General features: G+C 65.9%; 14 protein-coding genes. 5 read left to right on the forward strand and 9 right to left on the reverse strand.

The features are described from left to right. Position 1: 1 nt before the first annotated feature. From LGH70_RS16535 to LGH70_RS16570, 8 genes are all read right to left on the reverse strand, one after another. Positions 2-1,249 (reverse strand): TolC family protein, encoded by a 1,248-nt coding sequence (locus LGH70_RS16535; RefSeq protein WP_226187791.1) that lies wholly within the window; start codon positions 1,247-1,249, stop codon positions 2-4. A gap of 88 nt (positions 1,250-1,337) precedes the next feature. Continuing rightward, positions 1,338-1,889, reverse strand: coding sequence for a heavy metal-binding domain-containing protein (locus LGH70_RS16540; RefSeq protein WP_226187792.1), 552 nt, complete (start codon positions 1,887-1,889; stop codon positions 1,338-1,340). Between the two features lie 55 nt (positions 1,890-1,944). Further along, positions 1,945-2,673, reverse strand: coding sequence for a DUF305 domain-containing protein (locus tag LGH70_RS16545; protein WP_226187793.1), 729 nt, complete (start codon positions 2,671-2,673; stop codon positions 1,945-1,947). A gap of 49 nt (positions 2,674-2,722) precedes the next feature. Next, positions 2,723-3,670: a DUF8832 domain-containing protein gene (locus LGH70_RS16550; protein ID WP_226187794.1), complete on the reverse strand. Its 948-nt coding sequence runs from the start codon at positions 3,668-3,670 to the stop codon at positions 2,723-2,725. A gap of 280 nt (positions 3,671-3,950) precedes the next feature. Beyond that, a complete protein-coding gene (locus LGH70_RS16555; protein WP_226187795.1) occupies positions 3,951-4,433 on the reverse strand; it encodes a hypothetical protein in 483 nt (160 codons plus the stop codon). Between the two features lie 487 nt (positions 4,434-4,920). Next, the gene (locus LGH70_RS16560) at positions 4,921-5,121 is read right to left on the reverse strand and encodes a YgaP family membrane protein (RefSeq protein ID WP_226187796.1); all 201 of its coding nucleotides are present in this window, start codon (positions 5,119-5,121) and stop codon (positions 4,921-4,923) included. Between the two features lie 163 nt (positions 5,122-5,284). After that, positions 5,285-6,787, reverse strand: coding sequence for a L,D-transpeptidase scaffold domain-containing protein (locus LGH70_RS16565; RefSeq protein ID WP_226187799.1), 1,503 nt, complete (start codon positions 6,785-6,787; stop codon positions 5,285-5,287). Between the two features lie 83 nt (positions 6,788-6,870). Continuing rightward, positions 6,871-8,355, reverse strand: a complete 1,485-nt coding sequence (locus LGH70_RS16570; RefSeq protein WP_226187801.1) for an amidohydrolase family protein — start codon at positions 8,353-8,355, stop codon at positions 6,871-6,873. Positions 8,356-8,594: 239 nt separating this feature from the next. Between LGH70_RS16570 and LGH70_RS16575 the strand changes: the two genes are divergently transcribed. The 5 genes from LGH70_RS16575 (at position 8,595) to LGH70_RS16595 (ending at position 13,881) form a co-directional block, all read left to right on the forward strand. Next, on the forward strand, positions 8,595-9,419 hold the full coding sequence (locus LGH70_RS16575; protein ID WP_226187804.1) for a universal stress protein: 825 nt from the start codon (positions 8,595-8,597) through the stop codon (positions 9,417-9,419). A 45-nt stretch (positions 9,420-9,464) separates the two neighbouring features. Then, positions 9,465-10,496 (forward strand): alcohol dehydrogenase AdhP, encoded by a 1,032-nt coding sequence (adhP, locus tag LGH70_RS16580; protein ID WP_226187806.1) that lies wholly within the window; start codon positions 9,465-9,467, stop codon positions 10,494-10,496. Positions 10,497-10,793: 297 nt separating this feature from the next. Then, positions 10,794-12,443, forward strand: a complete 1,650-nt coding sequence (locus tag LGH70_RS16585; protein ID WP_226187809.1) for a carboxylesterase/lipase family protein — start codon at positions 10,794-10,796, stop codon at positions 12,441-12,443. A gap of 8 nt (positions 12,444-12,451) precedes the next feature. Next, entirely contained in the window at positions 12,452-13,159 is a 708-nt protein-coding gene (locus LGH70_RS16590; RefSeq protein ID WP_226187811.1) for a 2'-5' RNA ligase family protein, read from the forward strand. A gap of 122 nt (positions 13,160-13,281) precedes the next feature. Beyond that, on the forward strand, positions 13,282-13,881 hold the full coding sequence (locus tag LGH70_RS16595; protein ID WP_226187814.1) for a TlpA family protein disulfide reductase: 600 nt from the start codon (positions 13,282-13,284) through the stop codon (positions 13,879-13,881). A 67-nt stretch (positions 13,882-13,948) separates the two neighbouring features. On the opposite strand, the gene LGH70_RS16600 is transcribed toward LGH70_RS16595, so the two are convergent. Continuing rightward, positions 13,949-14,826: hypothetical protein (locus LGH70_RS16600; RefSeq protein ID WP_226187817.1), on the reverse strand; the 878-nt coding region annotated here is incomplete at its 5' end.

Genomic DNA, 14,826 nt, shown 5'->3' on the forward strand with positions numbered 1-14,826 from the left:
ATTACTGACCCCGGAGGTAGTTGAGTTCGATAAGTGCCTGGCGGAAGTCCCGGATGGTCGTCAGGTAAGTGTTCTGAATGGCAAAGGCCTGGTTCAGGCTCATGATGAGTTGCAGGTAGCTGGCTTCCCCGGCCCGGAACAGGCGCTGCGACTGGCTGATAATAGCCCGCGACTGGGGCAGGCCGGTTTGCTCGTAGTAGCCCAGGGAGGCCGAGAACTTGCGGGTGTCGGCCAGGGCCTGCTGGTACTGGGTGCTGAGCTCCAGGCGCTGAGTTTGCAGCTGGTAGCTGGCCGCCCGGGAGCGGGCCGTAGCCGCCTGCAGTTGCGAGCGGTAGGTCCAGAACCAGATGGGCACCGACACGCCAAACTGAAAGCGGTACTTTAGAGCGGAGTTCTCAAGCGCCTGATTCTGATAGCCTATCGTCAAGGCCGGGGTGCGCCGGGCCCGCACCAGACTGATGCCCGACTGGCTCAGGGCTACGTTCTGGGTGGCGGCCGCCAGCGTGGGGCTGGCCACCAGGGCCGTACTGTCCTCGGCCGGCAGGCTACCCAGCAGGGCCACGCCCGTTTGGGCCAGCTCGGTGCCGGTGCGGCTCAGGTCGGTGCTGGTGGCCAGGGCCTCGGCGGGGCGGCCCAGTAGCAGGCCCAGGCGGCGCTGGGCGGCCTGCCGGTCGGCAGTTGCCTGCTGCAGCAGCACGGTTATCTGCCGGGCTTCGGCGTCGGTGCTGATGCGCTGCAGTGAGGTGACTTCGCCGGCCGCAAACAGCCGCTCGGTGGCCAGGCGCAGCACCCGGAACAGGCTGTCCTGGTAGGTGAGTTGCCGCACCTGGGCCTCGGCAAACTGCAGGCCCAGGTAGGCCAGCCGGGTGTCGCGCAGCACGGTGGCCCGGCTTACGTCGCGGTTGCGCTCGGCCAGGGTAATGCCCGCTTGCGCCACCCGGGCCTGCTGGCGGTAGACGTGGGGCAGGTCGATGGTTTGCACTACGCCCGGCGCCCACATTTCACCCGTGGGCGCCGCAAACAGAAAGTCCGGGTTGGCCGGCGCGAAGGCCCCGCGCTTGAGGGCGCGCTGCTCCTCAATCTCCTGGGCCGACTGCCGCAGCCGCGGGTGCCGGCGCAGGGTTTGGGCTTCGGCGCTGTCCAGGCTCACCACGGTTTGGGCCCACGCGTCGGCTCGCCCCAACCCGAGCAGTAGCCCCAGCAGCGTCAGCAACCAGCAGGTCCCGTTTTTCATTGTCAAAGACTTCATACTATCCGATTAAAACCAGTCCGGGCCACTGCCCGCGCCGGCCGCAGCCAGCGGTCCGGCCATTCAGCGGCCGGGCCGTTGGTTCCGCCTACGACTTTTTCACGAGGTCCATGCCGCACTTGGGGCAGCTGCCGGGCTTAGTGCTGGCGCTGCCTTCGCAGTTCATGGGGCAGGCGTAAGCGGCGGCCGTTGTTTTGCTGGCTTTCGGGGCAGCGTCAAGCTTTTCAAACCGGGCGCTGAGCGAGCTGCCGTTGGCCTTCAGGCTCACGATGGCCGTGCGCAGGGTGGTGCCGGCGGGCACGGTAGCCACGAAATGGTCGCCGGTGGGAGTCAGCTTCACGGTGGTGGTTTTGCCCGCCGTGCTCAGCAGCATGGCCGTGCCGGTAGCCCGGTTCGGGGGCAGCACGTTTTCGTTGGCATCGAGCAGGTACACGAGCACCTGGCCGGCCTGCGGCACCAGCTCCACGTGGTACTTGCCGGCCGTGCGCACGATGCCGCCGTGGGGCGACTTATGGGCGTGGGTTTCGCCGGCGGCTTGGTGGGGGTGGGCGGCCGTGCCGGGCTTGTGGCTGTGCTGGGCCAGCAGGGAAACCGGGGCCGCCAGCACTAGGGCAGCGGCGAGAATGGGCAACAACTTCATGGGGAAGGGAGAAGAGAGAGTGAAAAGTAAGGTGAGCCAGGAGCGGTGCCCCGGGCTACATTTTATCGGCATTCTTCCGGTGCCAGTCCTGGAACTGCTGGATTTCCTTTTGCTGGGCGGTTATCATTTGCTGGGCCATTTCCTTAAGCTTGGTATCCTTGCCGTGGGCCAGCTCGGCCCGGGCCATATCCACGGCGCTCTGGTGGTGCACTGTCATGAGCATGTTGAAGTTCATGTCGGGGTTAGCCACGGGCTGGGGCGTGTTTTTCATCATCACCTCCATCGACGCGTTCATCTTGCTGGTGAAAGGGTCCGCGGGGTCGTTGGGGTTGTAGTTGGTGGGAGCAGTATCCAGGCGGGTGGTCGCGGCTTCCAGCTCCGCTATTTCCCGTTGCTGGTCGGCCTTGATTTGCTCGGCCATGCGGCGCATGGTGGCGTCCTTGCCGTCGCGCAGCTGAATGTCGGCCATGACCACCGCGCCCTTGTGGTGTTCCAGCATGTGGTGGGCAAAGTCGTGGTCGGTATTGCCCTTGGGCTTGGTGGCGTGCATCCGGGTCATCATCTCGTTCATGGCTACCAGCTGGGGCGAGCTGCCGGCCGCGGCCGCGTCGCCGTGGCCCATGGCCGAGTGGTCCATGCCGGCCATGTCATCGGCAGCCGGGGCGCCGGCCGGGGCCGTTTCGGTAGCAGTAGCCGTCGATTCGGCCGTCTGGTCGCTGTTGCAGCTGGCCACGAGCAGGGAGCCCGAGCAAAGGGCGGCGAGGAAGAAAGCAGGCTTTTTCATGGGTTTGGGAGGAAAGGTGTGAGGATTGGAATGGCGCAAAAGCCCTCGGCTAAGCTTTCACGTTGATGGTAAAGTCGCCGGTGTGAATCTTGCCGCCGTGGTTGAACTGCAGGAAAACGCGGTAGAGGCCGGGCTTTTCGAAGTTGGTGTTGAAGCCGATGTTGGGCCCCTTGTCGGCTTGCTCGTTGGGATGCACGTGCAGGTACTGCTCCGTATCCTCGCTGATGACTACCACGTGGCCCAGCGCGCCGAGGTAGTTGGCCAGGTCCGTCACGGGCTGTCCACCCTGGGTGATGTTGATACGCATGCCCAGCAGCTGCCCGACTTTCAGCTCCTTATCGAAGGAAAGCGTGGCCTGGTAGCCGTCCTGGCTCCACTGCATGTCGTCGTTCGTAAACCTGACCGGCGTGTAGGCCGGGCCCTTTACCGTGAGGGGCTGGCGGCCCAATTGGTGGCCGGCGCCGGTGGGGGTGTAGTCCTGAAACAGCACGTACTCGCCACCCTTGGGGAAAGTGTACTGCACCTTGTAGTCGCCGGCGGCGGTGTACTCGGGGTGCTCGTGGTAGAACTGGCCCAGGTCCCTGGACACGATGATGAGGTGAATCTTCTTCTCGTGCACTACGGCCAGCGGCACGGGCGCCGCCTCGTTGCCCGTTTCGCGGGGCGTGAAAGCCAGGGTAGTGGGCTGCCCGGCGGTAACCTCCGTGGGCGTGGGTACGAGCTTCATTTCGTAGCTTTTGCCGTTGGCTACCTGGTCGTTGTGCTCCAGGTTCATGCCGCACTTGGGGCACTTTTCGCCTTCCTTGGTGCTGGTCACTTCGGGGTGCATGGGGCAGGCGTAGGTGTGCCCACCGCCGTGGCCGGCGGTGCCTGCGGCCGGGCCGTTGGTGGGCGTGGTAACGGTGTTGGTGGCGCTGCTGGACTCTGGTTCGGATGAGCAGCCGGGCAGGGTGAGCACGCCGGCTAAAGCCAGCAGGGCAAGCGGTAAACGATACATAGAAGGGAAGTGGAGAGTGAACATGGGCCGGCATGGGGCGAACAGCCCACGGCTTCGGCCAGGAAGAATGAGGTGGTCATTGTCGCACGTCAGCCAGCCGAAAAACAGGCGCTAAGCCAGGACCCGGCCTGCGGCGGAGCCACCACGCTGAGGTGCGGAGCAAGCAAACCAGGAAGAAAAAGGGGAGGGGCACATAAGTGCCGGGCCGCCGCGCAAAAGCAAAGGCCCGCCCCGAGCATAGCACAGCTATGCCGGGGCGAGCCTCGGGCACGTCAAAAAATCAGACCGTCAGGGACTGAATAAAAATGCGGATGTCGGGTATTTTGGGCGGCAGGTGCTCCCGGAGCACCAAAACTACCGCGTGGGTACGGTCCCACTGGCCGGCGGCCGGCCGGAAAAAGAAGTCGTTGCTGGCGGGCAGCAAAGCGGGGGCGTGCGAGAGCAGCTGCTTCTCGGCGGGCACCACGAGCGACTTCAGAATGGCCGCGGAATTATCCTGGCAGCATTCCTGCTTGCCCGCGGGCTGCGACCCGCCCAGGCCGTGGTCGTGGCTGGCGTTGGCTGGCTTCTGCCGGGCTGTGGTCTTGCCGTGGCCGTGGCACCCCGGATGGCTGGGTTTCTTCGCTGCCACCGCTTGGGTTACCGGCGCTGCCAGCGCCGAATTTAGGGTTGCGCACCAGCACTGGCCCACGAACACGTTGACGAAGACGAGCAGGAAGCTCGTCGCCAGCAAACGGCGGAAGGGAAACAGGCTACGGAACATGACAGGCGCTTAGCAACTGCAAAACTACGCTTCTGCGCAGAAAGTGCAGGATGGGTTCTTTACTGCTATTCCCGCCGAAGAGTTCCGAGGCGAGGTTGTTGCTACGAAGTTAATCAGGGGTAAAGACTTGTTAATTAGTCTTATAGGCGGCGTTCTGGGCCAACGCTCCGGTGCGTACGAGCCGGCTGGCCGCAAAATTATACAAGTGTGAAGCGCAATTATAGTGGCAGTGGTACCGGTCTATACAGGCTCAGCGCCCGGAAATTGATAAGCAGACAGCGGAGGGCCTGCGCAAAAACTTAAAGCCGTTTGGGTGGCCACCTGCGTTGGTATGGCGCACGGTGGCAGTCCTTAGTGCAAGCCATATCCACTAGGTTCGGTAGCATTTGAGCAATGCCCTCCCGCGGCGCAGAGCTGCCGGTGCGGCCCCCTCGGAAGCCCATCAAGGCCCCGGCAACCGCAAAGCCAACTGCGCCTCCTTCACATATCAGCCGGGGCGGCGGGAGCTGATGCCCAACCAGGCGTAGAGTGGGCAGAAGCCCACGGCACTGGTCCAGACCAGCACCAAAATCGGCAGGCCGCCAAGAAGCCACGCTCCCGTCAGGCCAGGCCCGATGAGCACGCTAACCAAGTAAAATGCCAGTACTGCGCGCAGCAGCCGGTCGGTGAAGCACAGGTTCGGTTCCATAAGTGAGGGGCAACATAAATGATGGCAGGGAGCATGAGGCAGCTCAGCGAAGAGTCAGGAGGGTGGCAGCATGGCCAGTGGCAACCAGAAGAGAACCAGCCCAAAGGACGGCAATAACGCTCATCAAAGCCCTGATGAACAGTGGCTTGTTAGCTGACCTTTGTCATGGCAGCAGCGGGCGGCGGGCGGGTCCAAACAAGGCGCGCCGCACGGCTTCGTCCTGGTGGTAGATGTCGGGCAGAAAGCGCAGGTGGCCGTTGTCGGCCACGCAGGTGGCGTAGCGCACGTGCAGGGGCAGGGCGCGGCGCAGGCGCACGTCGCGGGGGCGGGGCTGGCGGGCACACTCTTCTTCGCTGGGCAAATTCACGGCGCGGCCCTCGCGGCGCAACAGGTAGGCCGCTAGCTGCATCGGGTGCTGCAGCCGGATGCAGCCGTGGCTCAGGGCGCGGTCGGGCCGGGCGAAAAACTGGCGCATGGGCGTATCGTGCAGGTACACGGCGTGGGGGTTGGCAAAGCGAAATACGATGTTGCCCAGCGCATTCTCGCAGCCCGCCGACTGCCGGATGACGTAGGCAAAGTTGCGGGCCGTGACGGTGCGCCATGCAATGGTAGCGGGGTCCAGCAGCTGGCCCCGGGTGGTATACACGGCCAGGTTGTTGCGCTGCAGGTAGCCCGCGTCGGCTTGCAGGTGGGGTAGCATTTCCCGGGTGGCAATGGAGCGGGGCACGTACCAGTCGGGAGCCAGGGTGAAATGGCTCAGGTGGCTACTGAGCGTAGGCGTTGGCGTTTCGGGCTTGCCCACGATTACGCGGTGGCGGCGCAGTACCGAGTCGCGCCCGACGACCAGCAGCTCGTAGGCCGGCACGTTGATGAGCACGTATTCCGAGTCGGCCGGCAGGGCGTTCCAGCGCCAGCGCTCCAGGTTCAGGGCTGCGTGCTCGAACTGCACCTGGTGGAAATGCGCCGAATCGGGGGCTATGGGGCGGGTCAGCCAGCGGGCCAGGGCCTGCTGCAGCTGCCGGTATTCACGGTGCGCGGGCTGTCCGGCCAGCACGGTTGCCGACACGGTACCGACGGCCAGAGCGGCCCGCAGCTCGGCGGCCGGCTGCCACACCCGGCCCGCCGCTTTTTCCCCCACCGACACGGTGTAGGGCCGCAGGCGGCCCCGGCGCAGGTCACTCATCAGGCGCAGCACGGCATCGGTGAGGTACACCTCCAGCCGGGCCTGCTGCCGGGCGTGCCACGCTGGCTCGTGCGGGTGGCGCAGCGAGTCGCGCAGGGCCCGTAGCGGCAGTTCGTGGTAGTCCGCAGGGCGCAGGCCGTAGTCGGCGGCCCGGGCCAGCAGGCGCAGGGCCGCCCGGGCATTGGCATTGAGGCTATCGGCGGGGGAAGTCCAGGCCGGCTCATAGTCCGGCCCGTAGAAGGCTAGCACCTGAGCCCCGGCCTGCAGGCCCAAGGGCTGCGTGGCGGTGGGCGCGGAGCCGCTGCCGCTGGTGTCCAGCAAAGCCCGAATCAGGGGGGCGACGGTGACGGGTGGCGGGGCCGGGGCGTTGAGCAGCGTCGGCAGGGCCTCTACCACTTGGCTTACCGCATCGGGAGTACAGCGTGGCAGGGCCAGCAGGGGAAAATACCACAGGAAACGGACAAGGGCTGACAGCGGCACCACAGGGGCAGAAAGGTGGGAAAAGTGAAAAGTGAAGTGCTGCCCCTTGGGGTCATGCTTGGAAAACCGGCCCAGGAAACAAGAAACTAGTGCGCCGCGGCCTTCGAGACGGCCGGGCTTTGCTGCGCCACCCGCTCGGCTTCGGCAGCCAGGGCGGCCAGGGCGGCGCGGTCGTACAAACGGCCCCGCAGCACCACGGCCCGCACGTGGCGCAGGTTGCGGATGTCGTCGAGCGGGTTGTTGTCGAGCAGCACTAAGTCGCCGTGGAAGTCGACTTCCACCTGGCCCTGCTCGAAGCGGTGCCCCGTGGCTGCGGCCGGCGCGACGGTAGCGGCCCGTAGCGCCTGCGCGGGGGTGAGGCCGGCGGCTACCAGCTGCTCAAGCTCCGTGAGCAGGCTGCTGCCATGAAACCGGGAAGAGGAGGACCACCCGGCGTCCGAGCCGGCCAGGATGGGTACGCCCTGCCGCTGCAGCGCGGCCACCAGGGCTTTCTGCAGGGAATCCAGCGTAAGGCGCTGGGCCTGCGCCGGGCGCGCCACGGCTGGTCGGGCCTGCTGCCATTTCTGCCGCACACCGGCCGGCACGTAGCGCCAAAGGGGCGAATCGGGGGAGGGGACGGCCGCTGCAGCCAGCAGACTGGTCTGGAGCAGGGGCACGACAAACGTCTTTTCCTGAGCCAGCGCCTCCGCCAGGTGCGTGGCGCGGCTGGGCCTGAAGGTGGAGCCTAGGGCCGCCTGGCGGGTGCGCCCCAGCTCGGTCAGGGCGGCATCAGGCTTGGCTTTGGCTTGGTAGTAAACTTGCGCGGCCACCCATTCCTCTTCGCGGCTGGAGCACCCAAGCAGCAGCTTGTCGGCCGGCTCGATGATGCGCTGCCCGGCGGCTACGGCCTGCAGAGCAGTTACCGACTCGGGAATGGCGCCGACCAGGGGCACGTTCCACGTCTGGGCTGCTTCGGCAATGCCCAGGTAGGCGTCGCGGGAGAGCAGGGGCGACGACTGCAGGGCCCGCCAGCCTTGCTGCAGCCGGGCCGCGGCCCACTCCTGGCCCTGGGCATACGTAGTCGGGAACTGCCCGGCTTCCTCGCCTACGGGGGCTTCGAAGGATGCGCCGGCTAGCTCAATGCGCGGCCCCACCCGCTGCCCGGCTTCCACGGCCCGCACGGTGGCCTGCAGATCGGCGCGGGTGCGGCCCGTGTTCAGCACCCGGATGCTGGTAATGCCGTGGGCCACGTACAGGGGCAAGGCCACCTGCTCTTCGGCGGCCGTGGCCAGGGCGTGCGTGTGCCCGTCCCACAGGCCCGGAATCAGATATTTGCCCCGGCCATCGACGCGCTGCACGGCCCGGCCCGCCGGGGCCCGGGTGCCCACCGACACGATGCAGCCATCCAGAATCACCACCGTGCGGCCTTCCAGCACCCGCTCGCTCACCACGTCCACGATGTTCACGTTGGTAATGACCAGGGAGCCGGCGGCCGGCAGCGGGGTCGTCGGCTTGTCGGTGCGCTGACAGGCGGCCGGCTGCGCAGACAGGTATAGGCCCGTCAGGAGCAGAGAAATAAAAAGCTGTTTCATAAAGCTGTCAGATCAAAGGTGGGTGGGCGGAAATGCGGCGGAAAACAGCCCGGAAGCTTGCCGCTGACGATGGGTCATTCACCCCACGGAAGCGCCAGGAGAATACCAGGGCAAGTTTACTGGGCGCCGGGCGGCGGCCACATGATTAAAATCAGGCGGAAAGCAAACCTTTCGCATGGGTAGGCGGCCGGAAAACCCGGTGCTTTGCCTTGTACTTTTTCCGTTGCATCAGCTCGACTATGGCTCCTTCGCTGCTTATTCTGACCGACTTTTTTCAGGCCGCCAACCGGGCCCTCGATTACGCCAGCAACCTGGCCGGCGCCATCGGGGCTCGCCTAGTGCTGCTGCACGTGCGCCGCGACTCGGCCCTGGACCCGGAGATGTTTACCGGGCAGCTCTCCAACCTGAGTCAGGAGGCCATTGATCTGGCCCTGAGCCGGGTAGCCGGCAACCTGGCGGTGCCCGTGGCGGCCGAAGTCGGCCACGGCCGGGTCGAGTACGCCGTGGCCGATGCCGTGGGCCGCCACCACCCGGCCCTGATTGTGCTGGGCCGCCCCGACTACTCCGACCTGCCCGATGAGCTGGTACAAACCACGTCGTTGGACATTCTGCGCACCTCGCCCTATCCCATGCTGGTGGTGCCCCACACGCTGGCCTCCACCACGCCGCCCCGCCGCCTGCTGCTGGCCGTCGACGGCGAGGAATTCTCGCTCGGTGCGCATGCTGGCGCCGCCCGCCACCTGCTGGCCGCGCTGGGAGCCGAGCTGACGGTGCTGCACGTGGCCGCCTCGCCCTCGGCCACGGAGCCTGACCCGGCCATCTGGGATTCGGTGCTGCAAACCGGCTTGGCCGTCGACCTGCCCACGGAAGTGCACACCCGCACGGTGGTAAGCCCCGACCCGGTAGAGAGCATTCTGCAGGCCGCCCGGCCCGAGAATTTCGATTTGGTGGTGCTCATTGCCCGGCCGCGCAGCTTCTGGGGCCAGCTGTTTCACCACAGCGTCACGGCCCAAGTGCTGCTGCAAAGCCGTATCCCGGTGCTGGTGCTGCCCGCCGCCGAGTAGTACGTGCCCCCGCCTTTTTTTCATCTCCTCTAGCCCCGATTCGCCATGTTGCCTCTCACGATGAAAGCCGCCGTCGCGCGGTTCTATGGTCAGCCCCTGCAGATTGAGCAGGTGCCGGTGCCGGCCGTTACGCCCGGCCGTATTCTGGTAAAAGTAGCCGCCTGCGGCGTGTGCCACACCGATCTGCACGCCCTCAACGGCGACTGGCCTGTGAAGGCCACCCTGCCCCTGATTCCGGGCCACGAAGGCGTGGGCGCGGTGGTAGCGGTGGGCGAGGGCGTCACGCAGGTGAGGGTGGGCGACCGGGTGGGCGTACCGTGGCTCTATACCGCCTGCGGGCACTGTGAGCAGTGCTTTTCGGGCTGGGAAACGCTCTGCCCCAGCCAGCAGAACACGGGCTACTCGGTGCAAGGCAGCTACGCCGAGTATGTGCTGGCCGACCCCAACTACGTGGGCCTCATTCCCGACGCGCTGTCGTTTCAGCAGGCGGCGCCTATTCTATGCGCCGGCGTGACGGTGTACAAGGGCCTGAAGGAAACCGAGGTGAAGCCCGGCCAGTGGGTGGTTATTTCCGGAATTGGGGGCCTGGGCCACCTGGCCGTGCAATACGCCAAGGCCATGGGGATGCGCGTCGCGGCCGTTGATATTCAGGACGATAAGCTGCGCCTGGCTCAGGAAGTAGGCGCCGACCTGGTTGTGAATGCCGCTACCCAGAACCCGGTGGAGGAGATTCAGCAGCGGATTGGCGGGGCTCACGGGGTGCTGGTGACGGCCGTTTCGCGCGCCGCCTTTGCCCAGGGAGTTGGCATGCTGCGCCGCCGCGGCACTCTGGCCCTGGTGGGCCTGCCCCCGGGCGACTTCGACCTGAACATCTTCGACGTGGTGCTGACCCGCAAAACCGTACGCGGCTCCATTGTGGGCACCCGCCAGGATCTGGTGGAAAGCCTGGCCTTCGCCGCCGACGGCAGAGTGAAGGTTCATGCCCACTGCGAAAAGCTGGAAAACATCAACCAGGTACTGGCCGACTTGGCCGCGGGCCGCATCGAGGGCCGGGTGATACTGGATATGGAGCAATAAAAAAAGTAGCCGCCTGCGGCGCAGAAACGAGAGTTGAAAACGTATTTGATTCGGTTGTGGAAAAGAGGGCGTCGATTCGGCGCCCTTTTTTTACGCCTGATTTTTTCCGGCCCGAGAAGCGCTTGTTCGGGGCCGGCCATTGCGCGGAATAGTGGACATGCCAAAAACCAGTTGTTACTTACGCCCTGTGTTGCTTACTGCTACCAACCGTTTTGTATGAAGCCGCCATCCTGCTCTTGTCTCCCCGGGCCCCCTTTTGCCCCGCATCGTAGTGCTGCCCAAGGCCCCGGGCCATGGGTGGCCGCCAGCCTGAAACTGCTGACCAGCCTGTGGCTGCTGGCCCAGGCCGCAACGCCTGCTTCCGCCCAGACTCGCCCACGCGCTGCGGCCGGCCCGGCTGCCAGCCAGGTACGCATTGCCGACGGCGTGCTGGAGGGTAGCACCACGGCGGCCGGCATCCGCACGTTTAAGGGCGTGCCGTTTGGGGCGCCGCCGGTGGGGCCGCTGCGCTGGAAAGAGCCCCAGCCAGTGAAAAAATGGGCGGGGGTGCGGGCCGCCAAGCAGTTCGGGCCCCGGGCCATGCAGCTGCCCCTCTACGGCGACATGAATTTTCGCTCGAATGGGGTGAGCGAAGATTGCCTCTACCTCAACATCTGGACGCCAGCCCAATCGGCTACGGCGGGCCTGCCGGTGCTGGTGTATTTCTACGGCGGCGGGTTCCAGGCCGGCGACGGCTCTGAGCCGCGCTACGACGGCGAAAGCATGGCCCGGCGCGGGATTGTGGCCGTCACGGTCAACTACCGGCTGGGCGTGTTCGGCTTTCTGGCCCACCCCGAGCTGACCCACGAAACCGGGCACCGCTCGTCCGGCAACTACGGCTTCCTGGACCAGCAGGCGGCTTTGCGCTGGGTGCAGCAGAATATTGCCGCTTTCGGCGGCGACCCGCAGCAGGTCACCATTGCCGGCGAGTCGGCCGGCTCCATGTCGGTGAGTGCCCAGATGGTGTCGCCCTTATCCCGCAACCTGTTTGCCCGCGCCATCGGCGAAAGCGGCTCGATGCTGAACACCGGCTTTGGCCCCGTGGTACTGGCCCAGGGGGAGCAGGCCGGCCTGGCCTTTGGGGCCAGCGTGGGCGCTACTTCCCTGGCCGCGCTACGGGCCATGCCGGCCCAGCAGCTGCTGGAAGCAGCCGGCAAGCCCGGCGCGGCGCGGTTTCAACCCACCATCGACGGCTATTTCTTTCTGCTGGAACCGGCCAAAACCTTTGCCGCCGGCCAGCAAAACAAGGTGCCGCTGCTCGTGGGCTGGAACTCCCAGGAAATGAACGCCGGCTTTCTGCTGGGCCCGCAGCCCGCCACGGCAGAAAACTTCCGGGCGGTGGTGCACACGCTCTACGGCAGCCGCGCCGAGGAAACCCTGCAGCTCTACCCGGCCGCCACCGATGCCCAGGCCCAGCAGTCGGCCACTGACCTGGCCGGTGACCGGTTTATTGCCTACAGCACCTGGAAATGTGCCGATGCTCACCGGCAAACCGGCGGCCAGCCCGTGTACCGCTACCTCTACGCCCACCCGCGCCCACCCATGACGGCCGCCATGGGCAATGCCACGGCGGGCCTGGCGGGCGGCGTTATCAAAGGCGCGGCGGCCGCGCAAGTGCCACCTCAGGGCGCGGTGCATTCCGCCGAAATTGAATACGCCCTGGGCAATCTGGCAACCAACAAGGTGTTTGCCTGGATGCCGGCCGACTACAAAGTGTCGGAAACGCTGCAGAGCTACTTCGCCAACTTCGTGAAAACCGGCAACCCCAACAGCCCGGAGCTGCCCGCGTGGCCCGCTTTCGACGGCTCCGGCAACGGGCAGGTGCTGCGCGTAGGCGTGACCACCAAAGCCGAGCCCGAAGCCCACCGCCCCCGCTACCTTTTCCTGGATCAGCTGCCCGCCCGGTAAGCTCCTAAATGATGACGCTGCTGGCCCACTACGACGCGCTCCGGGCGGAAGCGCTCCGGCACTTTGCAAGCGGCACGCCTGCGCTGGACCCCTGGCTCAGGCCGGGCGCGGCCCCTGATACCCGGCGCGGCCTGACGCTGCTGGCCCGCCCGCCCGCGTCGGTTACGGCGGCTATTGAGGCGCTACTGGCCGATTTTCGCGGCCTGGAGCCCGCCCAGTATTACTACCCCGCAACGGATATTCACCTGACGATTCTGTCCCTGATTTCCTGTGCCAGCGGCTTTTCCCTAGACCTGATTGACCCCGCCGCCTACCAGGCCGCCGTGCGGGAAATTCTGCAGTCAGCGCACCCGTTTACTATTCGCTACGCGGGCCTCACGGCCTCGCCGGGCGCCCTCATCGTGCAGGGCTTTCCGCTGGATGAGGGCCTGGAAGAGCTGCGCGGCAAGGTGCGGGAGTACTTTCGCCGCTCCGGCCTGCGGCACTCCATCGACCAGCGCTACCGGCTGCAAACGGCGCATTCCACCGTCGTGCGCTTCCGGAGTACGCTGCAGCAGCCAGTGCGTATGGCCGAGCGAATCCGGCGGGCTGAGCACCAGTTTATCGGCGATTTTGAAGTGGATACCGTGGAGCTGGTATTCAACGACTGGTACCAGCGGGCTGCCAACACGGTGCTGCTCGAACGGGTTGTCCTGAACCGCGCCGCCTCCGGGTAGCCGGGCCAGCTTCGGGGGGCGTTGGTGCTTCTTTTGCCGATATTTGTGGTTCGTAAACAGGGGTGAAGCCTTGCAATATCCCTCGTCTCTCTTTTAGTGATATCCGCTTTTAGCTGTCAACTGTGAACCGTAAGAACCTTCTTTCCTGGCTGCCGCTGGTGTTGCTGGCGGTCGTGCTGCTCACCGATTTACGCCCCGTAGTGCTGGGCACGCTGCAGCGCGGACTGCTGGCTACCGGCCTGTGGCGGGCTGAGGCGCCGGTGGTGCCCGCGCCCGCGCCCAGCGTGCCGACGGGCGGACTTCCCTATCCGCACAACGTGGCGCTGCGCACCCTGGATGGCAAGGCACTCAGCCTGAGCGAGCTGAAGGGCAAGGTGGTGTTCGTGAACCTGTGGGCCAGCTGGTGCCCGCCCTGCGTGGCCGAAATGCCCGGTATTCATGCGCTGTACCAGAAAATGGACCCGGCCAAAGTCGCGTTTGTCATGATTTCCCTGGACGAGAATCCGGCCAGAGCCCAGGCCCTGCTCAGGCGGCGCAGCTACACCTTTCCGGTGTACTTTCCCACCGCCGCGCTGCCCGCGCCCTTCAACTCCAACTCCATTCCTTCCACCGTTATCCTGAGTCCCGATGGGCAGGTAGCCGCCCGCCACAACGGCATGGCCGACTACGACACGCCCGAGTTCAAGGCGGCGCTGGAAAAGCTGGCCGCGCCGCGCCGCTAGCCTCCGGCACTGGCCAGCAGCCACCCCGCGGCCCGCCCGGATTTTCGGCCGGACGAGCCTGCAAGAGTTATTCGCGCATCAGCTTCACGCGGGCGCGCAGGCCGGGGCCTTCGAGCAGCAGGTAATAGAGCCCGGCCGGCGTTTGCTGCGGAGTGAAATCAAATGCGAGGCGGGACGTGGCCGGAGCGCACTGGCGGGTGCCCTGGGCCAAGCGCGCGCCCGTCGCCGACAGCAGCGTGTAGGTCAGGGTGCCCCCAAACTCGGTGGGGAGCAGCACTTCGTAGCGGCCGTCGGCGGATGGATTCGGGTAGGCCTGCACGGGTAGAGCAGTGCGGCTTGGACGGGCAGCGATGGTTTGGGGTCCGTCCGGTTCGGTGCCCTCGGGCAGCGTCAGGGCCGTGCGGGCGGCGGGGTTCTGGCGCCATACCTCAAAGCCCGACAGGTTGGCGTAGCCCCCCGACGTGGTAACGTTGATGGTGCCATCGGTAATGGCCGCCGTGAAGGGCCCGAGCCGGGCCCAGCTGCCCGCGCTGCCGCTGTTGTAGTTGGCCCGCACCACCTGGCCTTCCAGCCGAATGGTGTAGACTTCCGCTTTGTTGTCTTCCCACACATACAGGTACACGCTGTAGGTGCCGGCGGGCACGTTGCTCATCGTGGCCGCAATACTGGGCCCGTAAACCGAGCTGCGGATCATGCCGGCCCGGGTGGCATCGGTAGCCGGCACCAGCGGAATCGTTTGATTCGAGAAGGTGGAGCCCGGAACCTGGAAATTGGCGGCGCCGCTGCTGCCTACCCAATTCTGGCCGTCCAGCACAAGGGCCCCGCCGTTGATGTTCACGGCGCGGTAGAAGGTGGCCGTACCGGCGCTGGCGGTAAACGTAGCCGTAAGGGTCTTGTTCGCCGACATGGTCACTGCCAGCGGATTGGCCGTGCCCGTGGCCTCGC

It is taken from the genome of Hymenobacter nitidus (assembly GCF_020447315.1).
In the GTDB taxonomy this organism is placed as follows: domain Bacteria; phylum Bacteroidota; class Bacteroidia; order Cytophagales; family Hymenobacteraceae; genus Hymenobacter; species Hymenobacter nitidus.